General features: G+C 34.4%; 20 protein-coding genes, 5 pseudogenes and 1 riboswitch. Of the genes and pseudogenes, 14 read left to right on the forward strand and 11 right to left on the reverse strand.

Features of this window, described 5'->3' with window-relative positions:
• Both ACFWDE_RS24260 and ACFWDE_RS24265 read left to right on the forward strand, forming a co-directional pair.
• On the forward strand, positions 1–881 hold an 881-nt coding region (locus tag ACFWDE_RS24260), incomplete at its 5' end, for a sensor histidine kinase (protein WP_377895215.1).
• Entirely contained in the window at positions 878–1,546 is a 669-nt protein-coding gene (locus tag ACFWDE_RS24265) for a response regulator (RefSeq protein WP_377895217.1), read from the forward strand. The genes ACFWDE_RS24260 and ACFWDE_RS24265, both read left to right, overlap by 4 nt.
• A 602-nt stretch (positions 1,547–2,148) precedes the next feature.
• On the opposite strand, the gene ACFWDE_RS24270 is transcribed toward ACFWDE_RS24265, so the two are convergent.
• From ACFWDE_RS24270 to ACFWDE_RS24280, 3 genes and pseudogenes are all read right to left on the reverse strand, one after another.
• The gene (locus ACFWDE_RS24270) at positions 2,149–2,637 is read right to left on the reverse strand and encodes a hypothetical protein (RefSeq protein ID WP_002169395.1); all 489 of its coding nucleotides are present in this window, start codon (positions 2,635–2,637) and stop codon (positions 2,149–2,151) included.
• A gap of 53 nt (positions 2,638–2,690) precedes the next feature.
• A complete protein-coding gene (locus ACFWDE_RS24275; protein WP_002169394.1) occupies positions 2,691–3,119 on the reverse strand; it encodes a hypothetical protein in 429 nt (142 codons plus the stop codon).
• 591 nt (positions 3,120–3,710) lie between these two features.
• Positions 3,711–3,853: pseudogene (locus ACFWDE_RS24280) on the reverse strand (spore germination protein); the annotation flags it as partial.
• Between the two features lie 98 nt (positions 3,854–3,951).
• Here ACFWDE_RS24280 and ACFWDE_RS24285 point away from each other — a divergent pair.
• From ACFWDE_RS24285 to ACFWDE_RS24295, 3 genes and pseudogenes are all read left to right on the forward strand, one after another.
• Entirely contained in the window at positions 3,952–4,938 is a 987-nt protein-coding gene (locus tag ACFWDE_RS24285; RefSeq protein WP_377895219.1) for a choloylglycine hydrolase family protein, read from the forward strand.
• Between the two features lie 52 nt (positions 4,939–4,990).
• Positions 4,991–5,054, forward strand: a riboswitch (Fluoride riboswitch).
• Positions 5,055–5,135: 81 nt separating this feature from the next.
• Positions 5,136–5,387: a hypothetical protein gene (locus ACFWDE_RS24290; RefSeq protein ID WP_377895221.1), complete on the forward strand. Its 252-nt coding sequence runs from the start codon at positions 5,136–5,138 to the stop codon at positions 5,385–5,387.
• A pseudogene (locus tag ACFWDE_RS24295) lies at positions 5,344–6,051 on the forward strand (IS6 family transposase). The gene ACFWDE_RS24290 and the pseudogene ACFWDE_RS24295 overlap by 44 nt, the downstream one beginning before the upstream one ends.
• Positions 6,052–6,063: 12 nt before the next feature.
• Here the strand turns inward: ACFWDE_RS24295 and ACFWDE_RS24300 are convergent.
• The 4 genes from ACFWDE_RS24300 to ACFWDE_RS24315 all read right to left on the reverse strand — a co-directional run bounded on the left by ACFWDE_RS24300 (position 6,064) and on the right by ACFWDE_RS24315 (position 8,999).
• Positions 6,064–6,258 carry a hypothetical protein gene (locus ACFWDE_RS24300; RefSeq protein WP_377895223.1) on the reverse strand — a complete coding sequence of 65 codons (195 nt, stop codon included), beginning with the start codon at positions 6,256–6,258 and terminating at the stop codon, positions 6,064–6,066.
• 301 nt (positions 6,259–6,559) lie between these two features.
• Positions 6,560–6,985, reverse strand: coding sequence for a YvaD family protein (locus ACFWDE_RS24305; RefSeq protein WP_076539114.1), 426 nt, complete (start codon positions 6,983–6,985; stop codon positions 6,560–6,562).
• Positions 6,986–7,037: 52 nt separating this feature from the next.
• Positions 7,038–8,102, reverse strand: coding sequence for an acyltransferase family protein (locus tag ACFWDE_RS24310; RefSeq protein ID WP_377895225.1), 1,065 nt, complete (start codon positions 8,100–8,102; stop codon positions 7,038–7,040).
• A gap of 18 nt (positions 8,103–8,120) precedes the next feature.
• Positions 8,121–8,999, reverse strand: coding sequence for a class I SAM-dependent methyltransferase (locus tag ACFWDE_RS24315; RefSeq protein WP_076539111.1), 879 nt, complete (start codon positions 8,997–8,999; stop codon positions 8,121–8,123).
• A 416-nt stretch (positions 9,000–9,415) separates the two neighbouring features.
• Here ACFWDE_RS24315 and ACFWDE_RS24320 point away from each other — a divergent pair, with 416 nt between their 5' ends.
• Positions 9,416–10,618, forward strand: a complete 1,203-nt coding sequence (locus ACFWDE_RS24320; protein WP_377895226.1) for an MFS transporter — start codon at positions 9,416–9,418, stop codon at positions 10,616–10,618.
• Positions 10,619–10,713: 95 nt separating this feature from the next.
• On the forward strand, positions 10,714–11,925 hold the full coding sequence (locus tag ACFWDE_RS24325; protein WP_377895228.1) for an aminotransferase class I/II-fold pyridoxal phosphate-dependent enzyme: 1,212 nt from the start codon (positions 10,714–10,716) through the stop codon (positions 11,923–11,925).
• 266 nt (positions 11,926–12,191) lie between these two features.
• On the opposite strand, the gene ACFWDE_RS24330 is transcribed toward ACFWDE_RS24325, so the two are convergent.
• Positions 12,192–13,283 (reverse strand): tyrosine-type recombinase/integrase, encoded by a 1,092-nt coding sequence (locus ACFWDE_RS24330; RefSeq protein WP_377895229.1) that lies wholly within the window; start codon positions 13,281–13,283, stop codon positions 12,192–12,194.
• A gap of 96 nt (positions 13,284–13,379) precedes the next feature.
• A complete protein-coding gene (locus ACFWDE_RS24335; protein WP_377895230.1) occupies positions 13,380–13,826 on the reverse strand; it encodes a transposase in 447 nt (148 codons plus the stop codon).
• A gap of 159 nt (positions 13,827–13,985) precedes the next feature.
• Here ACFWDE_RS24335 and ACFWDE_RS24340 point away from each other — a divergent pair, with 159 nt between their 5' ends.
• The 4 genes from ACFWDE_RS24340 (at position 13,986) to ACFWDE_RS24355 (ending at position 18,729) form a co-directional block, all read left to right on the forward strand.
• The gene (locus ACFWDE_RS24340) at positions 13,986–14,693 is read left to right on the forward strand and encodes an IS6 family transposase (RefSeq protein ID WP_377895232.1); all 708 of its coding nucleotides are present in this window, start codon (positions 13,986–13,988) and stop codon (positions 14,691–14,693) included.
• Between the two features lie 809 nt (positions 14,694–15,502).
• Complete coding sequence (locus tag ACFWDE_RS24345) at positions 15,503–16,201, forward strand: serine dehydratase beta chain (protein ID WP_377895234.1); 699 nt, start codon at positions 15,503–15,505, stop codon at positions 16,199–16,201.
• Between the two features lie 22 nt (positions 16,202–16,223).
• A complete protein-coding gene (gene sdaAA, locus ACFWDE_RS24350) occupies positions 16,224–17,114 on the forward strand; it encodes an L-serine ammonia-lyase, iron-sulfur-dependent, subunit alpha (RefSeq protein WP_377895236.1) in 891 nt (296 codons plus the stop codon).
• Between the two features lie 295 nt (positions 17,115–17,409).
• On the forward strand, positions 17,410–18,729 hold the full coding sequence (locus ACFWDE_RS24355) for an aromatic amino acid transport family protein (protein ID WP_377895238.1): 1,320 nt from the start codon (positions 17,410–17,412) through the stop codon (positions 18,727–18,729).
• A 75-nt stretch (positions 18,730–18,804) separates the two neighbouring features.
• Here ACFWDE_RS24355 and ACFWDE_RS24360 read toward each other — a convergent pair.
• A pseudogene (locus tag ACFWDE_RS24360) lies at positions 18,805–18,954 on the reverse strand (IS6 family transposase); the annotation flags it as partial.
• A gap of 488 nt (positions 18,955–19,442) precedes the next feature.
• Between ACFWDE_RS24360 and ACFWDE_RS24365 the strand changes: the two are divergent.
• Positions 19,443–21,113 (forward strand): ribonuclease J, encoded by a 1,671-nt coding sequence (locus ACFWDE_RS24365; RefSeq protein ID WP_377895240.1) that lies wholly within the window; start codon positions 19,443–19,445, stop codon positions 21,111–21,113.
• Positions 21,114–21,644: 531 nt separating this feature from the next.
• A pseudogene (locus ACFWDE_RS24370) lies at positions 21,645–22,406 on the forward strand (hypothetical protein).
• Positions 22,407–22,770: 364 nt separating this feature from the next.
• Here the strand turns inward: ACFWDE_RS24370 and ACFWDE_RS24375 are convergent.
• Complete coding sequence (locus ACFWDE_RS24375; protein ID WP_377895242.1) at positions 22,771–24,084, reverse strand: condensation domain-containing protein; 1,314 nt, start codon at positions 24,082–24,084, stop codon at positions 22,771–22,773.
• Positions 24,085–24,578: 494 nt separating this feature from the next.
• On the opposite strand from ACFWDE_RS24375, the pseudogene ACFWDE_RS24380 reads away from it, so the two are divergent.
• Positions 24,579–24,836, forward strand: a pseudogene (locus tag ACFWDE_RS24380) (alpha/beta fold hydrolase); the annotation flags it as partial.
• Positions 24,837–25,168 lie beyond the last annotated feature (332 nt).

Raw genomic sequence — 25,168 nt, forward strand, 5'->3', positions numbered from 1 at the left:
TCATAGTTTTTCTTGCCGCTGCAGAACCAAAGTGGACACGAGTAACGACAATTTTAGCTGCTATAACGGGGATAGTTATTATTCTATTTATACATGCGAATACGTTTCCTTATCAAGAAACATTAATTATTATCGGCCTCTATGTCTCGATCCGAAGTACATCCAAGCTAAAAGATGCATATCAAAAAAATCAAAAACAACTAAAAGAATTGGACGAAGCACATGCTGAACTACAAGAAACAACGGTATTTTCTATGCGATATGCAGCTTTTACAGAAAGAACAAAATTAGCAAGAGAGATTCATGATGGACTTGGACATCAAATGACTTCACTTATTATTCAATTACAGGTTCTTAAGATTATCTTAAGGAAAAATCCTGCTGCTGCCCAAGATCATGTTGAAGAACTTTTAAAGGTGGCACGAAAAGGAATGGAAGAAATCCGCGTCGCTGTTAAGGAATGGACAAGTGATGAAAAAGATCTCGGGCTTACTTCATTAAAAGGATTGATTTCACAGGTTCAAGCGAATTCTTTATTACAAATTGAGTTCATTCAAGCTGGAAATATAACAGAGTGGACGATGGAGGAAAGTACAACTCTGTATCGCATTCTACAAGAGTCTTTAACTAATGTCTTACGACATTCTAATGCAGATTCTGTTATTGTAAACGTAACAGAAATAGACGGAGTAGTAAAACTCACAATTGATGATAATGGTATATATACAGGGGATAAGCCATTAAAATATGGCTTTGGACTCAATGGTATGATAAAACGCTGTAAATCAGTTGGAGGTAATTGTTCCTTTTTTCTAAATGAACCAAAAGGACTTCGAGTTGAAGCCACTATTCCAATTCAGAAAAATGGAGGAGAAGTATGACAGAAAAGATTCGTATTGTGCTAGCTGATGATGAACCATTTGTTCGAAAAGGCCTGTGCTATATTATTGAAATGCAAGATGACATGGAGATAGTTGGGGAATGTAAAGACGGTAAGGAAGCAATTAAAGTGGCTTTAGAAACTGCACCAGATATGGTAATTATGGACATTCAAATGCCTGACTTATCAGGCATTATGGCTACTAAAAACATTATGAGTATATTACCAAATACAAAGGTTGTCCTATTAACAACATTTGATGTACAACAATATGTCTTAGATGGTATTCGAGCTGGTGCAGTGGGTTATATATTAAAAGATACTGAAACGGAGGAAATGCTAGATAGTATTCGATCTATGAATAGAGGGGCAATGATTTATAATAGCACGACAGCAAATCAAGCTTTTACACAATTTATAAAACACGATAATAATGATTATAATTTAGCTGGCGAAGAACTTGAATATACGGAAACTCTAACTAAGCGGGAGATTGATGTTTTACAATTATTAGCTTATGGAAAACAAAACCATGAAATAGCTAAAATCCTTTATGTTTCCGAAGGGACAGTCAAAACTCATATCCACAATATTCTTCAAAAACTAGATGTAACAGATCGTACACAAGCAGCTGTAATGGCAATTCGAAAAAAAATTGTAAAGTGATATCTGCTGTAAATGTACTGTCTAAATGTTTATCTCTTGAGAAACTTTGCACCAGAACCGGATACATCGGAACACCGTATGAATTATATGAAACCGAAGGGGTTTACATTGATAGTTGATTTTTTAAGAGGTAATAAAAGTTCTAAGGGACAGGCTTATCATATTTAACACTTATAGCATTCTAAAAGTTTCTCGGTGATCGGCTGACTGCTTTATTAATTGATCCGGAATGTGAAAGCTCAAAAGCCGTTCATATATATGAAAAGGCTAGATTTAAAACTTTAAGTACGTTTACTCCGAATGAAAGGGAATTTTCTGGAGTATTACACTTTTTGTTGAAATGGAAAAGAATTTGAGAATAGTTTAAGCAGTACTTTGTAAAAGCGTGTTTATACGCTTGAGTCTGAAGAAGAAGAAGAAACTAAACTTTCGTTGAATGCATGTAAGCAATGTGAGAACCATTAATAATCTAATAGTTCTCACATTGAGGTTAAGATAAGTCCGAATTTTATACACTAAGACAATTTCTAAAAGTGAAATCTCATCTTTACTACTGGGGTGTTTCTTTTTATTAACTTGATGAGCATCGGTCTGTGATCCTTTTAACACAAAACAATAATTTTATATGGTGTAGTTTGAGCTGGTATACTCATTGTTGTAAGACCATAAATAGCTATTAAATTTCGATTTACAAGATTCCCTGTAAAAAATTGACCGTTTGTTAATAAAATTTGAGTAGAAGGAGAAATATTTAATTTTAATTTTCCATCACCACTCTCCAACTGTTCATTAAAATAGTCTACTTTTACATTTTGATGTGGTTTATATTTAGCCATAACAATTGCTTGAAATTGTGGTGGGAAAATGAGAGGAACAGGAGCATTAGCATCGTAAAATCCACTTACTTTATCTCCTATTACTACTGTTGCGTAGTCAATAAAATAAGTATTTGGTTTCACTACAAAATTTATTAGAGTTCCATAACCATTATTTACGGATATTAACTTATTACATCCCATTTCTTCATTTGATCCTGTTGCAAAATCGTTAATCATAGTTATTGTACCCTCAACTGATTGAAAATTTTTCATTCTAATACCTCTTTTATTTATATAATTAAACTTTTAACATTACTCTATAATTTTTAAAAACATGTAAATGAACTAATCCTTCTTGTATCAATTCCAAAAATCATCCAAAACCTACCATTCCATCTAAAACCAGTAACAGATCTAGGTCCTACAAAAATCGGATAATACCAAAACTGTTCACCATTTGTAAGCCATATATAGGTGTTTCGAAATAAACAGAATGAAATTGCTCCTGGATCAACAGCAAATGGTGAAGCTGTTGATTGTTGAGGAATAAATGATGGGGGAGGAGATGTTGGGGCTTGTGAACTTTGTTCTCCTGGAAAACCAGGTCCACCCGGAAAACCAGGTCCACCTGGAAAACCAGGTCCACTCGGAAAACCTGATCCACCTGGAAAACCAGGAATTTGAAGACCAGGGAATTGACGATCGAAGTATTGATCATAATTTATATAAGGATAATATAATGACTCATTATACATTTAAAAGTCACCTCTTTATTTTATAACTTCCTAAAGCATTAATATGTAAAATTGTCTGTACATGAAGCTTATCCGCTTCATGTATAGACAATTTTTTTATAAGGCAGATATATTTGTTTATGGGTGTGAGCGTATTGGCTGGGGTGAAGCGAAGCTAGGAGGTAAGAGGAAGGTGAATTCTTTCGGATAATTCATTAAAAAAGAGATAGATGTACGAAGAAGAAGTAATACAGTTTAACGTTAGTTTCAGTGAACCGTATCATAAGTAAATGAGGTTTATAGTCTTAGCCATTGATATGACTTGATTAGGAGTATTTTTGTATATGAAAATACCGTTTCATAAATAACAAAATATATTAGGTTTCGTAATAAAAATTTCTCAAAGATGTTAAAAGTGAAAGAGCTAGAATAAATGATAATCAACCTTTTAAGTATTAGGTAAATAGTAATTTACAGAAGCATGCTAAAAAATATATATTAACAAAAAATAAGAATAAATTATCACAGGTTAAGGAAAATACACTAATATATCTGAAGTCGAAACAAGAAAGCTGGTTATTCGAGGAAGACAAGTGGGCTAATGGTGTGCCTTTAAATAATTACTACTTGATTTTGATCAGCAACATCTGCACCGAACATATTGGTTGCACTAATACTGTTAAAGGTATTGATAATAAAAGCAGCATTCGTTTTCCTGATTCATTGTAAGATTTTACATTTTCTTTTGAAGATACAATATGAGCCTTCTCATGGTAAATAAAGGGGTTTTTAATTTACATATTTATCAGAATTTTGTAAATTGTAATTAAAACTATATAATGGGGGATTCTTTATGTGTACTAGTTTGACATTACAGACAAAAAACTATCAGCACCTTTTTGCGAGAACGATGGATTTTACATTAGATTTTAATCAAGAAGTAATAATCATTCCTCGACGTTACCAATGGAACAATATAACTGGTGAAACCATCCGGGCGAAAAAAGCTGTTGTCGGAATGGGGATTAATCATCAAGGAAGAGTCATTATGGCGGACGGAGTGAACGAATCAGGTATGACTTGTGCAACACTCTATTTCCCCGGATTCGCTACGTATAGTGAAAGTATAGATAAAAATAAAACGAATTTAGCTCCATTTGATTTTGTGGCTTGGAGTCTCACACAATTCAATTCTGTTGAAGAGTTAAAAAACTCTGTTGATAGTATTTTTTTTTTGGATGTACCATTACCTGTTTTAGGAGGTACTCCACCGCTGCATTGGATTTTAGCGGATAAATGGGGAGAATGTATTGTACTAGAGCCGACAACAGAAGGGCTAAAAATGTATTACAATCCGATAGGGGTAATGACCAATAGTCCTGAATTTAACTGGCATTTACAAAATTTAAGACAATATATCGGTCTTAAATCGCAGCCGTTTGCACCAACACAATGGGCTGATTTACCATTAAGTGCTTTTGGACAAGGGTCAGGTTCGATGGGGCTCCCTGGGGATTTCACCCCACCATCAAGGTTTGTGCGAGCAGCATATGGCAAACAAAACATTCAAGATATAGATAACGAAGAAGAGGGCGTATCGGCCATTTTTCATATCTTATCAAATTGTGAGGTTCCAAAAGGTGGAGTGATAACGGAAGAAGGTACATTAGACAATACCATTTATACAAGCGCAATGTGTATGGAGTCCGGTACATATTATTACCATACCTATAATTGTAGACAAATTACAGCCATTCATTTATTTCATGAAAATTTAGATACAGATGAGATTAAAACCTATCCGTTCCAGCGGAAACAAAAGATATATTATGAAAACTAATTAGATTTGGGCCAACAACATTTGAATAAAATAACTTAATTAAGTTTACTTTTCCATAATAGGCGATGGAGTTCGCCATAACTGCTAATCCATTAGCTAATGACTCCTACTGATAAACGAGGTTTTTCCCGTTTATCAGTAGGAGTCATTTTTTTGTATACGACACATAATTACATGAATAAGGAGTGAATATTTTAATGGAATTTAAAAAGAAAATAACGTTTGGCAAGTTTTTAAATAAACACAGAATAGAGCAAGAATGGCTTGTAAAAAAAACAGGAATCGGAAGAAATATAATTGATAATCTAATAAGGGTTCTGGTGCAAAAACTTAAGGACAATTGCAATGAATCTATAAATCTTGGACATACTGTTACTATTACTTTAAAAAGGGTGCGTGATTGGTATGGAAAAGGAAAATGTATTCAAATGGAAGCATTATCAGCCTGATATTATTTTGTTAACGGTAAGATGGTACCTACGGTACAACCTCAGTTTTCGTGATTTGGTGGAAATGCTAGAAGAACGGGGTTTATCCATTTCTCATACAACGATTATGCGTTGGGTTCATCAGTATGGTCCTGAATTGGACAAACGAATCCGCCGTCACCTCAAACAAACAAATGACTCTTGGAGAGTCGATGAAACATATATCAAAGTAAAAGGTCAATGGATGTATCTGTATCGTGCTGTTGATTCGAAAGGAAACACAATTGATTTTTTCTTAAACAAAACAAGAGACTAGAAGGCTGCAAAGCGCTTTTTCAAGAAAGCTTTGCGGTCTTTTCATGTTTCAAAGCCACGTGTTATAACAGTCGATAAGAACCCGGCTTATCCTATAGTAATTGAACAGTTGAAAAAAGAAAAAAGCATACCTGATGGTATGCAACTTAGACAACAAAAGTACTTGAATAACATAATAGAACAAGATCATCGCTTTATAAAGAAGCGAATCCGTTCTATGCTAGGGTTCAAATGTTTTGACACAGCTACATCCATTCTTTCTGGAGTAGAAGCCATGCATATGATTAAAAAAGAGCAGCTTGATTTACGGGACCAGTCTGTCCAAAATCAGAAAGAATTCATCCATCAATTGTTTGGACTTGCAGCATAAGATACGATTCCGTTAGTAATATATGTGCTTTATTCTCCTATATTTTATTTTTGCACCAGAATCCTTTAAAGTATTAGGTGCTCTTTTACTGTTATAGAGATATTTCATATACTTTGCTACCACTTCAATTGGCTTTCTATTAGTATCTAACAAAATGTAGATAATCCTATTGTTATCCATTGGTACTTTTAAAACTTCTATCTCCATTCATCAATCATCTCCTGTTGATATGTTATAGAAGGTGCTTAACTCATAGTGTTAATTGGTATGTTTGATTCTATAAGGTCCTACCTCGGACCGAGGTTACATCCTCCTACACACAAACAAATATTGTTTTTGTAATATTCATAATATTTATTTTAGACTTATTAATCAACCCTTATATTTTAAGAATAGTATGTATATAAAAAGAGGATAACCAGCCTCTTTAATAGACCAATTATCCTCTATTCCTATACCCTTATATAATGTTAAGCTGCGCCTCCTTTTTTTAAGTGAATTTTAGATGCTATATTTTGCGACTTCTTGATGAGTATACAAAATTATCATCATCTTTTGGGGCAACAACGGTTTTAATGAAGAACAATGGATAGATAAGTAAATATCCGTTAAATACCCACCAAGTAATATCAAAATCATTGTTATAAGCCCAAAATGCAATGGCTTGTAAACCAGAACAAAATGTTAAAATCAACGATATTAAAGCAAGGGAACTCCAAGAAGAACGTTTTTTGTTATATAGGTATATGCTGGTAAGGCCGGTAATAGAGATTAATATATCCAGAGGGAAAAACGACCAATTCCATGCCACGATGATTGGATTATCATAATCCTTAAACGCCCAACTCTCCGGTATAAGGTGGAAAATAGTAACTAGCCAATAAATAATAAACCCAATATCAGTTACGAAGAAAAACGGTTTTAAATATTTCATTCGTTCCTCCTATACAAATTTAGTATAAAGTGTGCCTTATCTAGGATATGAATTATATTATTTTGTTTATTCTAGGAATCCGAAGCAATAACATGCTTATTCCTAGTGATAAAACAAAGGTTAATATTGTTACTAATATTGTTTTTAAAATAACATTCAATTCAAATGAACTAAACATAAGTTGCAAACCAACAATAATAGGGCCCTGAATTATATATATAGAATAACTAGAACGACTAATTTTACTAAGAAGGGGAGTCGTGTAGTTTAATTTCTTCTTGAACAGAACTAATAGTTTTAAAATTATGCCTACAAAAGTAAATGGTTCCCAAAAAGAATAATATAGCGATTCCATAGTAACTCCGCCGAAAAAGTAATTTATGCGATCCCCATCTAAAAAGAATACAATAGGCATTGTTAAGAAAGAAACTATTGAAATTCTAAAATAGATGGAAGCAGCTCTTTCGTTTATTTGATTCAGCCAATTATTTCTGTATGTAATGATTCCGATTATAAATAATACGATGTACTGAGGGAAATATCCAAGTGTGAAGTCATGTATGTATAGTCGATCAGTTGGAAACAGTAATCGAACAACAAAGTTACAGATACCCATAAATATAATAAAGACGAATATTTTCTTTATGCTTGGGAAACTAATCTGTGGTATTTTTATTGCCGTAGTTTTTCTTATAATGGCATACATTACAGTAAAGTAGAATAACGCCATAACAAACCATAAATTATAAAAGCCTAATGACGAGAGATAACTTTGTTTCTTTACAAGGTTGATACTCAAGGGGTTTAAAACAAAGAAATAAACAAAAGCAGGGATAAGTAGTTTAGGAACTCTATCTCTCAAAAAATTGAAAAAGCCTTTGTCGTCAAAAGACCTAGGTGAAAAATATGCTGCGATAAAAAAGAAAAGGCCCATAAAAAAGCTTTGGCATAGAGCGTTTATTAGAGTAAGGACAGATGTGGAAATGGTATCATCTGACGGTTCTATATAATACCATCCTCCAGCTCCCCCGTAGGCACTACTCGTATGAAATAAGACAACTAAAACAGTAAGAAATGCTTTTAAGTTGTTTATATAATGGAGTTTCTCATTGCCCATTTACTCGTCTTCCGCCTTTCATATACTACTACCTTTAGATGCCACCCCAGCAACAAATGTATGGCTTAATTTAAATTCATTGCCCTGTTGAATAAATAGATTTATTTGTTCTTTAATTTTATGTAATATTTCTTCTTCTCTATCTCTATCGAGTACATCTAAGAAGCCAGCTGCGGCACCAGAACGAAAAACCCATTCCATCGCATCTTCTGCATCTTTACAAGGCAGGATTTGTTCCCCTTCCCAGCGATCAATTGTATTTAAATTCCCTTTATTAAACCATTTTTGTAGGGTAAGAGAATTCGGTGGCAAGTTAATACTGATGTAACGTTTTAAATATGTAGGGTCATTACTAAGAACCCGTTCAAATGCTTTCATAAGAATTTCTTCTGAATCACATCTTGTTTCTATTATTCCAACTTGGCCATTAGATTTTAGAACACGATGGACCTCTTTGAGAAAAATAGCTGGATTTGTATAGCAAATAGCCCAACCGCACACCACCGTATCAATGCTTGAGCTAGGGATTTGTTTTAAAAATTCCACCATATCTCCTTGGTGCATATTGAATTTCAATCCAGAATATTTAGATATTTTATTCCGTGCAACGTCTAGCATACCAGCAGATTGATCGACAGTTGAAATAGTGCCTTCACCATTTAGACGATTGGCTACCTCCGCAGTAATAAAACCAGTTCCACAAGCTAGTTCTAATACGTGTTGTCCAGGTTGTATATTCATTTTATTTAGTAAACCTAGTGAATGTATTCCCATTGTACTAGAAAAGAAAGAATCATAATCATCACTAGCTTTATCGTAATCTTTGGAGCTATCTGCATATTGATTCGAAACTTTAAACCATGCAACTCGTGCTGCTAATTTGACTTTGTTTAACATGAATTTCCCTCCGTAAATAGTTAATTAGTGATTAAAACGGCTACCTACCAACAATACTAGAGTGACCTAATGAGATGTTATTTGTAAAAAAACGGAATTTGCAAACCCAGAATTCATGCTATCACTGAGAGAAAATTTCGTCAAGTTAGATTTTATGTACATGATATACAAATTATATAAATAAAATTAAGCGGAGTTTCTCAGAATAAGACTGCAAAATTTACAAAGATGTTAATAGAAAGTGGCAACTAATTAGAATTATTTAGCACAAAATGACATGGAGTCATATCCTAATTTTTAGATAAATTAATTAGAAGTATTTGACAGACGATACCATATTGTCATATCATAATTTTCAGACGAGTTAAAATCGTCAATTATTTCCAGAATCTAAACGGTAAGGAGGATAATACTGAGTGACAAGATTTCAAAGTCTGAAAAAAAATCCGCTAACTGGATTACTTGTAATTTCTATGGCCGTATTTATCGATATGTTGCTATATAGTTTAGTGGTTCCTATCGTCCCTTTATATGTTACGAAATTTGGAGCTTCTCAGACTACTGTTGGGATTTTAATAAGTTGCTATGCTTTTACTTTTATAGTTTTTACCCCGATTTTAGGTGTAGTATCTGACAAGTTCGGAAGACGTGGCTCAATGCTTTGGGGAATGGTAGTACTAATAGCAAGCACTTTAATGTTTGCTTTCGCAAGTAATATGTACATATTAATTCTAGCAAGGCTATTACAGGGGATTGCCGCCGCTGCCACATGGACCGCTGGCTTAGCCCTTATTACCGACCTATACCCAGCAAATAAAAGAGGTAAGGCTTTAGGGACCGTTATTACTTTCATGTCAGCTGGAACACTTCTAGGGGCGCCTGTTGGTGGATTGTTATATGAATGGGGAGGATATCAACTACCTTTTCTACTTGCAGCCGGTATTGCGTTATTAGATGGTTTAGCAAGGATGTTTTTATTAGAAGATCCACCGAAAGATAAAGAAGCAAGTAGTGTAGACATCCTGAAAATATTTAAGGACTTTGAAGTGTTAAAAATCTTTGGAGTTGTTTTACTTGGGTCATCCGCAATAAGCATTCTAGAGCCAACATTGCCTATTTATCTTATGGAACATCTAGGAGCAAATACTGTACATATAGGTTTTCTGTTCGGGATTACAACTCTTGCATATGGATTGGCAAGTCCAATTGCCGGTTGGTTATCAGATAAAAGTGGGACTTTTTCTATTATGATGATTGGTTTAATCATTCTGGCTGCATTCTTACCTTTAGTAACGATTCCAAATTCATTGGTATTAGAAGGAGTTATATTGTTCTTTTTAGGGGCAGCGGCTGGTTTGGTTTTGACACCTACACTTCCAGAACTAGCGAATTCTGTTGATCGCTTAGGAGGGGGAGCATATGCTACTGCATTTGCCGTTTTCAATGTTGCGTACTCTGTCGGAATGATGATTGGTCCAATATTCGGTGGCTTTTTTGCAGATATGTTTAATGTATCAACAGCTCTTTATATTCTAAGTGCCATTTTGGTATGTTACAGCATTGCATTAAGATTTTTGAAGAGCGAAACAAAAAAGACCGAACATAAAAATTTTTTATAGAATAATAGCCTTATAACTTAGTTTTTATTGTGCTTAAGGAAATTGGAATTAGCAATTATAAAATAAATGATATCAGGGATATTTGGAGGAAAACAATGGACATATTTAAAAAGTGTTATGATTGGGATTTTGTTAAGGGATTACGAGAAAATAATATGTATCCTTATTTCAAAAAGATACAAAATAAATTCGGAACAGAGATAGTTGTGGATTCAAATAAAATGTTGATGGTCGGTTCTAATGATTATTTAGGTCTATCTAACGATGCACGTTTAATAGAAGCTTCTGCGGAAGCAGCCGCAAAGTTTGGAACTTCTTCATCTGGTTCAAGGTTTTTAAACGGAACTTTATCCATTCATGAAGAACTAGAGGAACGGTTAGCAAGGTTTTTACATAAAGATAGAGCATTGGTATTTTCAACAGGATTTCAGACAAATTTAGGTGCGATTTCCCCTCTATTAGGACGACATGATATCGCAATTATTGACCGAACAGTTCACGCTTCTATTGTAGATGGTATACGTCTAGGATACGGAAAAATGAAACGTTTCCGCCATAATGATATGGAAGACCTTGAAAAACAACTTAAAAGTTGCCCGGAAAACGTAGGGAAACTAATTATCGTTGACGGTGTTTTCAGTATGGAAGGCGATTTAGCAAAACTCAAGGAAATAGTAGAATTGAAAAAGAAATATGGTGCACGAGTGTTAGTTGATGATGCACATGGAATTGGGGTTCTTGGAAAAAATGGCCGTGGTACATGTGAGCATTTTGATGTCGAGTCTGATATTGACCTGATTACTGGTACGTTTAGTAAATCATTTGGTAGTTTAGGAGGATTTGTTGCTGGTGATGCCGATGTTATTGATTACATTCAGCACCAGGGAAGAAGCATGATTTTTAGCGCGAGTATGACTCCTTCAAGTGTAGCTGCCACAATAAGAGCATTGGATATCATAGAAAGTGAGCCAGAAAGACGCGATAGATTGTCTCAAACTACCCAAAAAGTGTGTGGTGAATTAACAAGATTAGGTTTCAACATAGGTGAAACAGAAACACCAATTATACCGATCATTATAGGTGATACTACAAAAGCATTTTCATTTTGGCAGGGCTTAATGCAAAACGGTTTATTTACAAATCCAGTTATTTCTCCAGCAGTACCGGAAGGAAGCGAATTACTTCGCACATCATTTATGGCTACGCACACAGATGAGCAAATTGATGAAATACTAAATATTTTCGAGAAGGTTGGCCGTGAGTTTAACATAATTAAAAATGAAGTAGGTGTATTATCTACTAACTAAGTTAATGTTAATCGTTCTGTTATTTATTGAGTTTATATTGCATTGAAAAATAGAGTGAGTTTACTTCCTCTATTTTTCTTTTTAAAAAAGCATTGCATAATATGTAAAATCTTGGTAACATATATATTAACTTGTCCTACTACTTACACAGTAGTAGAAAAAAACTAGAGAACTTTTCTCTAGTTTTTTTGTGTGAAGATATTCTATATTTACTATTCATGAGTTGTGATAATGCAGAAATGACGCTACTTATGTAAAATCACATACTAGAAGTTATCCAGATGGAAACCCTTATAACAACATAAACCCTTAATACGTTCTCTTTTGAGAGGACAGAAATATAACAAATACGCGTATATCATATGTCTAAATGCGTGATTTTTAAAATGAAAAATATTCCCCATCTCATCAACAATTTTCTTTTTGTACGCTAATTCGTTCATTTTGTCCTGAACCAAGCTCCGACTATATGGATTTCCCTTACGGGAACCTTTGTATCGAACAAAGATGAATTTATCTGGATTTTTGCCATCGTTGCTGCGTTCTTTCGATTGATGAATTAATACGGCAAGTAGATTTGCCAGTTCATCTTTAATGGGTATTTTATGATTTATCACATAGGTCTTTTTTATGTCTGCCTTAACAGAACTTTGACCATTTAAAACCCATAGGCAATCTTGAGTTAATTCCAAGGCATCACTGATACGCAATCCTGTTTCATACATCACCCAAACGACTGGTTGAACATCTGGATGGAGATCATTAATATGCTTGAAAAGTTGCTCCAATACAAAGTCTGGTACGTATTCAATATCGTCTTTCGATTTCTTAGGGAGGTTAGGGAAATCCCCGGGATAGATCAGCTTTGTTACTGGTTTTTCTGGTGCGATACTATATCCATGGCGCTGAATATCTTTTAAAAAAGTATTAACATTCCCAATGTTCTTACATACGTATCTTTTGGGATTTGCATTTACCTGTTTTAAATTATTTTTTGCATATTGATTAAGAAATTCTAAATATTTCTCGATATGCTCTCTAGTGAGACTTTTTAAATCATTCCAATCAGATTCTATTTCATCGATAAAATAAAAAAATAATGTAATATAGCGTCTGAGCTCACGAGCTGTGCCCCAAGTAAATTTTCTTCCACCTAACAACCTTCCTTTTATATATTTTTTAAGTTCCTGTTTAAATATCGTATTTTGTATACCTGTAAAGTCTAAATAATAAAGGGCTGCCGAACGATTATAATCGATGCCATATTTCTTATTTAATACCCTGACATCCCATCTATCTTTTTCCCATTCTTCACGGGTATCTGCTTCTTTTGATAGGTAATTATAAATGATTCGCAAGAATCCTGCATATGCTGATTTGCTTTCTGTGATTTTTACGCCATTACCTATAAAGGTTGAATTCTTTTGAGTTGTTTTTAATCCCTTATTTGTTAACTACCATATCCACTGTTTTTCCTCTTTATCAATGTCTAACTCCAAAAGGGAAGGGAGTCTAGGGTGTCTTTCGTTTAGATATTCATTCAATCGATTCAGTCCAGAACTATAACCAGCAAATGTAGAGGAGAGACTCCATCCATCATTAAAAAGTTTCTGGAAAAATACAAATTTAAGTTCCAAGGATACTGACGGATTTTCGGAAGAAAATATCATTTTATTGCCTGTACTTTTATACTTCTCATATTGTTCTGCAAAGTTAGGGATTTGACCAATGGTATGACGTTCCCAAACATCATTGACCAGAAAGTAATCATCTTCGGTCTTATATGTTTCAACCTTTCCATCGCTCAATATCTCTTTTACCTCATAAGAGGAAAGAGTAGAGGTGATTAAGTCCCAATATTCATTCTGCGGTAAAACATTGTTTGCTGTGTATTTATTCAATATCCTGACTCCTTATCTATTAATCTTGTTAAACATCCAAAATGGAAAGGAACACCCTATAAAATAGGGTTCTGGTGCAAAAACTCAAGGACAATTGCAATGAATCTATAAATCTTGGACATACTGTTACTATTACTTTAAGAAGGGTCCGTGATTGGTATGGAAAAGGAAAATGTATTCAAATGGAAGCATTATCAGCTTGATATTATTTTGTTAACGGTAAGATGGTACCTACGGTACAACCTCAGTTTTCGTGATTTAGTCGAAATGATGGAAGAACGCGGGCTATCCCTTGCTCATACAACTATCATGCGATGGGTTCATCAATATGGTCCCGAATTAGATAAGCGAGTACGACGTCATCTTAAGTCAACCAATGATTCTTGGCGAGTCGATGAGACGTATGTGAAAGTCAAAGGTCAATGGATGTACCTATATCGTGCTGTTGATTCAAAAGGAAATACAATTGATTTTCATTTAAGCAAAACAAGAGATCATAGGGCTGCAAAGCGTTTTTTCAAGAAAGCTTTGCAGTCTTTTCATGTTTCAAAGCCCCGTGTGATTACAGTAGATAAAAACCCGGCCTATCCTATAGCGATTGAAGAGTTGAAGAAAGAGAAAAAGATGCCTGTAGGCATCCAAATAAGGCAGGTAAAATACCTTAATAACATTGTAGAGCAAAATCATCGTTTTATTAAAAAGAGAGTTCGTTCAATGTTAGGATTGAAATCTTTTCGTACAGCTAAATCTATTCTTTCAGGAATAGAAGCGATGCATATCATTAAAAAAGGCCAACTTATTTTACGGGACAAGTCTGTCCAAAATGAAATGAAGTTTATTCATCAACTATTCGGAATGGCTGCATAAGAATAGATTCCATTAGAAATCTATATAGCTCTTTCAAATAAATTCAATCTTTGCACCAGAACCACTTTATTTCAAAGGTACAGTTAGATTTGAAATTTTCAAGAACTTCATGAAGATATTAGGTTTTTATTAGGGAAGGTCAAAATTCTTAGCTTGATAGAGATATGGTTCTACCCCGAAAAGAAGTTCCTTTTTTCTGAAATTGTATATAAATGCAAAATGTATTATTAATATCCGAAGAAGATATTATATTTCATTAATTTATTCCTTTCCATCTACATTAATCATTTATTGCAACAGCTTTCACGTCTAAAATAAGATGTTTCAACAAAGGAAAGTATAAGTATCTTTATAATAATTTTCCAATATAATCAATGTGTTAATGAAAGGAACTCTGTGTTATTTTTGCTTTTCTACTAACTAATACAGCTTCAAACAATGGACACAATTGCTACATGCCAAGTGTAATTTATTACCCATTCAAGATTCTGTTTATTCAATCTTTCTGAAAATAAAAAAATATTAGACTCATAAATATACAAGTTATAATGAGGGCGTCGAGAGATAATCTATTACCTCTAGCGAAAATATCAAACCTAGTTTTGATGCAAAAATTCTAAAGACCTTGCAAGTAACCTTCTAAAATTGGACATACTGATATGATTACTCTAAGAAAGGTGTGTGATCAGAAGGGAAATTTATTAACACGAAATATGAAAGCGTTGTCAACTTGATCTTATTTTGAATTGGTCGTTCAAATATCTCAGATTCAACTGCAATAAAAAATAATAAATTATGGGGGTGCTTATATGAACATGAATGTAGCTTCTATTAAAGAAAAAAAGGTTGTTAAATACAAAAGTTGTTTTGATGTGATTGGGCCGGTAATGATAGGTCCTTCAAGTTCACATACTGCAGGTGCTTTGGCTATTGGAACAGTTGCCAACAAATTATTTCAAGGTCTTCCAAAAAAAGTCGTGGTAAGGTATTATGAATCATTTGCTGAAACCCATAAAGGACACGGAACTGATTTTGCAATTATTGCTGGGATATTAGGATTTGCTGCCGATGACAGCAAAGTGCCAGATGCTATTAAAATAGCAGAATCTAAAGGAATTGACATTACCTTTATTGAAAAAGCGGGTGATAGTCCTGCTGGTCATCCAAATACGGCAGATGTATATTTAGAGGATGAAAGCCGAAGTATTAGAACAATGGGTATTTCGATCGGCGGTGGATTAATTGAAGTCAAACATGTTGAAATTGACAGATTTAGCTTAGATCTGCAGGGGCCATTGCCAGTTATTATTGCGATTTCCGAAAGAGCTGACTTTGAATTTGTCTTACGCAGGATTTTTAAACAATATGATGTTGAAATTAACAACTTTCATAGTTTAGAAGAAAACGGAAAATATTTATATGCATTCGCTTTGGATTCGCTATTGCCTGGTAATATTCAGAAGGAATTAGGAAATTTAAGCAATATAGCTAATCTCATTATTCTTTAGTTACATTAAGGAGTGAAAAAATATGTATATGACCATAAAAGAAATTGTGGATGCAGCTAATAAAAGCCAAAAGCCAATCTATGAATTAGCAATAGAACAGGAAATCGAACAAACTAAAACGTCTTATGAAGAAGTTTGGAGTAAAATGGAAAGAAATTTAGCGACTATGGAAAATGCCATAAATAAAAGTATCGAGGGCGACGGGGTATTTTCTCCAACCGGTTTAACCGGAGGTGATGCTGTTAAAATTAAAAACTATCGAGAAAATAGGAAAACTCTTTCTGGAGATTTGATGGTGTTAGGGATTCAAAGTGCTATCGGTGTTAATGAAGTAAATGCTGCATTAGGGGCTATTTGTGCAACTCCAACAGCAGGTGCGAGTGGGACGATCCCGGGAGTCCTATTTAGTATTAAAGATACGTTGCAATTAAGTCATGAAGATATGATCCATTTTCTATTCACTTCAGCGTTATTTGGAACGATAGTCGCAAATAATGCTTGTATTTCAGGAGCGTACGGAGGATGTCAAGCTGAAGTAGGCAGTGCCTCAGCAATGGCGGCTGCAGCAGCGGTAGAAGCTGCAGGAGGAACGCCACAGCAATCTTCTGAAGCTTTCTCAACCGCATTACAAAATTTACTCGGTTTAGTTTGTGATCCGGTCGCTGGTTTGGTAGAAATTCCTTGTGTAAAGAGAAACGCCATTGGAACGGCAAATGCTTTAGCAGCAGCGGACATCGCATTAGCCGGCGTAAACAATATCATCAATGCTGACGAAGTTATTGAAGCGATGTATAGGGTTGGAAGACAGATGCCTCGCGAATTAAGGGAGACAGGTTTAGGCGGAATTGCGGCCACACCTACAGGGATTGCTATAAAAAATAAAATCTTTGGAGAGAAACAATCAAATCAATAAACAGTTATCGGAAATATTGTGAAATAGTTAACAATTCTATTTTCTATTGTTCTCCTAAGGATGTCTGTATATTGAGATTCATTATCACTAAAATGCACTACTATATAATTAAAATGTTTTGTAAGCGCTAATAAACCCATCAGGTTGATGACTAGCGAATTTTTCGATTTTGATCAACTTAGAAGAAGGACACACGATATGGCGCACTTTGTAAGCAATTCATTCTTCAAGAACGATCTATATTCCTAAACCTTAAAAAGAGACGTAAGAATAGGACACAAGGAGGAATTATTATATGAATGGGAATACTGCAAAAAAAATAGAATTTCAAGCTGAAAATACTGCAGTAAAAAATGAGAAATATCCAGACCCTAAAAAGTGGCATAAACAGGATACTACCTGGGCATTGAGCCTTTTTGGAACAGCAATTGGAGCAGGAGTACTCTTCTTACCTATTAATGCAGGTTCAGGTGGTTTATTATCATTACTGTTAATTACCATACTTGCATATCCTGTTATGTATTACTCACATAGGGCGCTTGCTAAAATGATATACGCTTCTAATTCTGCTGATGAGGGGATTACAGGTACAATAAGAGAGTATTTCGGAAATAAGGCAAGTATCATTTTTAACATAGTATATTTCGTCTCAATTTATACGATCGTGCTGATGTATTCGGTTGCACTTACAAATACTGCAAGTAGTTTTATCGTGCATCAATTGCACATGCCGGAGCCTCCAAGGGCCGTTTTATCGCTTGTATTAGTACTCGGTCTTATTGCTATACTAAATTTTGGTCAAGATATCACTGTAAAGATAATGAGCATGCTAGTATATCCTTTCATAGTTTCTCTACTTTTTATAGCAATATCTTTGATTCCACAATGGAATACGTCAATGCTTAGTTTTTCAAGTGTTTCTACTGCTTCAACAGGAACAGGATATTTAGGAACAATATGGATGATACTGCCAATCATCGTATTCTCGTTTAACCATTCGCCTATGATTTCGTCATTTGTTATGAAACAGAGAGCTACGTATGGAATAGAAGCTACTGATGCCAAATGTGCTCAAATACAAAAAGTTTGTTATATCATGACATTCGCTGTTGTTATGTTCTTTGTTTGGAGCAGTACCTTAAGTTTGACTCCAAATGATCTTATGATGGCAAAAGAACAGAACTTGTCAATCCTATCATATCTTGCAAATGAGCTTAATTCGCCTGTAATCACTATTGCAGCTCCTATTATTGCTTTTACGGCCATAACAAAGTCCTTCCTTGGCCATTATATAGGAGCATATGAGGTAATGCGTGACATGATTATCAAGTCCAGTAAAACACGCGGGAAAGATATAGGAGAAAAAACAGTTAAGACTATGATCCTTACTTTTGTCGTATTAACATGCTGGTATGTTGCTTATGCAAATCCAAGTATTCTTGGACTTATTGATGCTCTTAGCGGTCCGTTAGTTGCTGCTATCTTATGTTTATTACCAATGTATGCAATTCGTAAAGTGCCTGTACTAGCTAAATATAGAGGGAAAATGAGCAATGTATTTGTCATTATTATAGGTATCCTTACTGTCCTAGCAAGTATTAAGTCATTATTCTAATTCACTATTGTTAGTTCTGATGCAAAAATAGTGAGATATGAAAAAAGAACGAAAGATTCCTAGCGGAACTGAATTTTATATTGTTGAACCAAAGAAATCATGGTTTTGGACAAACTTTTCATCTTGGAGAGTTTGTCCTTTTTTGATTATATGCATAACTTCTATTCTTGCAATCACCTTTTTAGCTGTTTGCAATGATTTTAATCCAAGCATATTAGGGGGGCGTCCCATGTCCATCAAGCTAATAATTTGAAGTATTCCTTAAGGTTCTGATGAGATGTGGATTCAGTGTTAAAGGTGAAGACAACGATTTTTCCAATGCACGCAGATATGATTTAGAAGGATTTGTTCTCACCCTAAGCTATGCAATTAGTATGAGGAGAGCTTCTTCTGTTTTAGAGGGCTATTCTACAATGTAAGTGCCGCATGACTTCTGCATAACGATCTTCCATTATCAGGCGCATTTCTTAAAAAAGAATTGCATCTTTATTAAGAATCGAAAACCATGAATGATTTCAATAGCAGCTGTCTCCATGGGAGGAAAGACCTCGATAACAATGTGTGAAACGAAGACATCAATGTTGTAGTCAGTATATTTAGGTAAAAACAAGTCTAAAGTTCCCTTTTTTCTAGGAATATCGAGCATTCAACCTACTGATAAAGGGAAACTAAAGGGCATACTAAGATTATATTTAAAATGGGAGGTTATAAATTTGAGTACAATAGAGAATGTATTATCTATCTTCGCCTTAGGCGGCTTGAATGAAATCGGAAAAAATATGTATGCAATTGAATATTCAAACGATATCGTGATTATCGACTGTGGCAATAAGTTTCCAGATGAAAGTTTATTAGGAATTGATTTGATTATCCCTGATATAGCTTATTTAGTAGAAAATAAAGATAAAGTCAGGGCTTTAATTGTCACACATGGACATGAAGATCATATCGGGGGGATCCCGTTCTTCTTAAAAAAATTGAATGTACCCGTTTATGCCACACGCTTCACACTAGGATTAATTGAAATCAAATTAAAAGAACATAAACTCCTAAGAGAAAGTAAACTTATTGAAATCAACTCAAACTCAAACTTGACAATTGGAGAAATAAGGGTAAGTTTTTTCAAAGTGACCCATAGTATTCCTGATTGCTTGGGAATAGTCTTTCACACACCAGAGGGTAATATTGTACATACAGGGGACTTCAAGTTCGATTTAACCCCTGCGAATAATGAGAATTTGGATATTCATAAAATGGCTGCAATCGGCAAAGAAGGGGTCTTGCTTCTATTATCTGAGAGTACCAATGCAGAGCGTCCTGGTTTGACCCCATCGGAACAAATAGTAGGTGAACATGTGGAAGCAGCTTTCATGAAAGCCGAACGCAAAGTTATTCTTTCTACCTTTGCTTCAAATATTAGTCGCGTTCAACAAGTCGTGAATGCAGCACAAAAAACAAATCGAAAAATTGCGTTGCTTGGACGAAGTATGGTTAATGTCATAGCGGTTGCTATGGAACGTGGTTATTTAACAGTTCCAGATGGAATGTTAATTGACCCACATGAAATCAATGAAATGGCTCCTGAAAGGGTGGCCATTTTATGCACGGGGAGTCAAGGAGAACCATTGGCTGCTCTTGCTCGCCTGTCCACTGGAAACTTTCGCGGTGTCGACATTTTACCTGAAGATACGGTTATCTTTGCAGCAGGTCCAATACCCGGGAATGAACGAAATATCACGAGTATCGTAGACAACTTATTTGCCCTTGGAGCCAAAGTGATTTATGGATCAGGAAGTACATCCGGAATGCATGTTTCTGGCCATGGTTATCAAGAAGATTTAAAACTAATGCTTACATTAATGAAACCAAAATATTTTATTCCCATTCACGGTGAATTTAGAATGCTGCACCATCACCGTTTGTTAGGGGAATCCGTTGGAGTAGAGCAAGGAAACACGTTTATCATCAATAATGGGGATGTCGTCGATATTGAACATACCATTGCCCGTCAGACCCGGAAAATACCGGTGGGGAATACCTACATAGACGGGGAGGATGTCGATAATATTGGGGAAATTGTGTTACGAGACCGCAAACAACTTTCAGAGGATGGGATGCTCATGATTATTTTAACTATGAGCAAAGCGGAAGGAACGTTGATTTCTGACCCCGATACCATTTCTCGTGGATTTGTGGATAGAGATTTCTCGGAACTCCGAAGAGACGTTAATCGACTTACTATAAAAACTGTTAACGAGCTACAAGAAGCAAATAGAAACTCATGGAATGTAATGAAAAAACAAATAAAAAAATCAATACGACAATATGTATATACACATACTAAGAAAAAACCAATGATTGTACCTATACTTATTGAAATTTAATAGGGGGAAGTTTTAAAAAAAAATGAATTAATTGATTTTCAACAATTGGGCACAATTTTCTAATAAGAATTGTGCTCTTTCTTTTGTATTGGACCATTTAATGGAATAAGAATCCCAAGCAAAATTTAATATTTGTGAAGGATTGCACTTAAACTAAAGGGCAGGTGTAGAGTGACTATATAGGTATTTAATTTTAAAACTTCAAACACACATAACCCCATGCTGATTTTAGGAGGGGATCAAAATAAAATAGAAGAAATTAATAAGGTGCAGCAAGCAAACCTTTTAGAAATGGAAAAGAGACTACTAAGCGAATTATAGAGAGAACAAAAAAAGCATCCAGTGGGGTGCTTTTTTTGGGGGGGAATAGAAAATCCCTTACTAACTATATTTTAAATATAATTAATAATTTCGGTACGTGAAGTTTTATGAAATGTCCAGTTAAGAGCTTACATTTAGTAATAGTAGGGAAGAATGGATAGTTAGAGTTGGAATCAAATGTATTTACCAAAATGAAAATGGAGGTGTGTTATGAAATTTCTTTTTAGGGAATGTAAAAGGCCTTTAAACGCGTTTAGTGCTGCTAATACATACTTAGATTGCTTGGTGCAAACTAAAACGTATCTGCAGCTTCTATTACTAATCTTATTTTGTATTGCTACAGTATATTTGCCTTTCCCTTTATTTTCGCTTAGGTATATAAATAATATAGACATACTGCTGCAATACATAATTAAAGCAGTATATTTTTCGTTTCCTATCTCATTTGTTTTTCTACTCATAATGTGGGATCAAAGATTTTTGATTTCTAAAAAAATTACTTGCCGGCAGCTAAAAACATCTTTCTTCAGTGCTTTTATTATTTACATTATAATGTTGTTGTTTTTGTCTGTACTAATACCTCTTACAGCATTCAACGGAACATCTAACCCCATTGAAAATGAAGGGATGACCAATATGTTCCTTAAAACGCATGGTATTGCAATTCAATTAATTGGTGAGAACATTATGTTTGTATCTATATTATTCTTTTGGCACAAAATCATACGTTCCTTCATAATAAGTCCTATTACTTCAATTACAACCTCTTTAATTTTGTCTGGAAGCTCATTTGGACTACTCCATCTTTCTACATATAATTATAATTGGGTGTAATGTTTAACTATCATCGGTATACCAGCTATCGCTCAAATGATTTTCTTTCTAATATTTTAAAATATTCATATGGGATATATGCTTCACTTCAATTACAATTTAATCATCATACTTTTTAACTACATAGTTTCTAATTAAACTATTTTATAACTAAAAATAAAAGAAAAGGTACCCCTGCTGCAAGGTACCTTTTCCAAGGGGTATAACTCATTGCCTGAGCGATCGTTGATCAAATAACGCTTAGACTCTTACATGAGTTATAATTTTATTATACATTGATCATACCAAAAATATTATCAATGGTGAAATTAGCTTCAATTATTTTTAAACGACTTTATTTAGTAATACAAATTTAAAGAAGAAGGATGTGAAAATTGAAACCAGATAGGGTTTATTTGGAATGCAAATCTATAACGAAATTACACTGGAACTTTTGAAAAAAATTTTCATGTAAGATTATACTTATATAAATTTAGTTTATTGAGCGTGGGGGATACTCCGATTACAATTGCGATAGTTGACTGACCACACTTTCCAAAAATTGCTCTACCTTTTCTTTTGTTGTATCTGGCGAATGATAGCCAATCGTAAATGTAAGTCTTCCATTATAAGAGCTTGCTCCCATTGTAAAGAATGGTGCATACATAATAGGTGATGTCATATACCCGTCCTGAGCCTGAACTTCACCAAACTTAATAGGTTCATTTGCTATCGATCCGATATTAGTAAGTAACGGTAAAGCCATTCTCATCTGTAAAGCCTGTTCGTATTGCTGTTTATACATTTCCTTCACTTCAGATAGCTTTATACTTGCCAGTAATTCCATTCCTGCCGCTGAAGAAAGACCTGGATTTTGAGATTTTATTTTATCCATTGATTTTTTAACTCGAACTAGGGTTTGAATAAATGAGTCATCATCTTCCATTTTAATCACTGGCATTTCCATACCGGATAAGTTGCAAATTGAACCAGTTGTATGATTAGGAAGATATCGGCGTAAATCAATTGTTATTCCGATCATTTTTTCTGCGGTGCGAGGTTCTGCATACACAGTGAAATGTGATAAAGCTCGGAAGTATGCAGTCATGATTACATCATTCAAGGTAGCCTGTTGTGCTTTTGTCCATTGGATTAGACGTAGAGTTTGCCCATGGCTTAACCGCCGCACGGACATTTGTGGATAAGCATTTTTGTTCGGTTGAGATGGAAAAGACCATAACGCTGCTTGTTGTTCTTGGCTGGGACGATACGCACTTTTTACGTCTGTTATTCCAGCATATTTGAAAACAGATGATTGATCGCGAAACCCCTCATTTCCTGCACCAAATCCCTTTATAATTTGATCCTTAGACTGTCCCAGAGAAAGTTGAGTATAAATTGCTCCCAGCAAATTAATATATTCCTTGACTCCTGCACCATCTGAACAAAGATGGGATAATTTAATAACTAATATATTTTTTGTAGTGCCTCGTAATAATTTTGTTTGAACCATAGGCCCCTGAATAGGATCTCCAGATTCCTTGATAAAATCTATTGTCATCATTTCAAGTTCTTGATCATTCCCTTCTGCAAAAAAACAAATTGTTGAGTTAATACTAGATGAATGTTCCTCCCAGTAAGGTATATCACTTTCTACAAAACGACTGTTCAAAACTGGCTGTAATTGTAACGTTATCCTTACTGATTGTTCGAGTATTTTCTTTGATATACCTATAGGGAAATAAAGAACGGCATTAATTTGTTGATTTGCCGAATAAAGACCTAATATATAATTCATTCGATCTTGAGGTGTTACTGGATACTTTCTTTTTTCCATAATTTTGTCTCCTTTTTAAGACTATTTTTAGTTGTAATCTCGTTCCTCATATGGTTGTAACTTTTCTTCAAGAACTAATCATGCTTCGTTTTCAATTTTGTTAGTATGTCAGTTTTGAAAGCCTCTTTTCTGTACTAGTTACATATTTTTTTGGTATTAACATTCTCTATCGGTTTCTTTTTTCGGATAAAAAACAAACGAACAGAAAATTCGTTTGGATATTTATAAACAATTTATGATAACGTTTATTTATAATCAATAAAAATAATCCAATTAATTTTATCTTTTTCCGACATTTTTCTCCCATCTATTTACTCAAGAATTTCAAAGCTTTTTATCTCCAAATATCTTACGAAATCTTGCCAGAGAGTTTGGTTTCGTGCAACGAACCTGTAAATACCAAACAAAAGATTTACTCAATTCAGGAGTACGGATAGAAAAAAGAAAGAGATTCTATAATATCTTATTTAATATTAATTTATACAGAAATACATGTTGCAGCTAGTGGATCCCCTAAAGGAACGCTCGATTGTATTACCGATTTTAGAAAAGACTTGGAAAAGTTCAATATACCTACTCTTATTATTCACGGTGACTCTGATGCAACTGTACCTTTTGAGTTAAGTGGAAAACGCACATATGATTCCATTCCTGGTAGCAAACTCGCTCTTATAAAAGGTGGTCCTCATGGATTAGACGCAACTCATGCAAAAGAATTTAATGAAGAATTATTAACATTTTTAAAAGACTAATCTTTGATGAACTACCGGAGGCGGCTCAACAGTAATATCAAGAATAATAACATGAACTTATCGATTAGAGGTTTTTTAGGTCTCTTAGGAGTATTGCTACATTGCTATCAAGATAATATTTTGAAGAATCCTCAAAACAAAGAAATGTACATTTCATCTGGAGATGTACATTTTCTCGTTTTGGGGAAGAATGTATTTCTCAACATCGAAAGATTCATAAAAAACGTCATCCTTTCTAGCTAGCTTTTTAGAAAGAATAACGTTTTTTTACTTTTGGGGGTAGTTAAGTTTCTGAAGTTGGTTGGCATGGGGGGTCACCAATATTCATCTCC

This window comes from Bacillus sp. NPDC060175, from assembly GCF_042728695.1.
Classification (GTDB): Bacteria; Bacillota; Bacilli; order Bacillales; family Bacillaceae_G; genus Bacillus_A.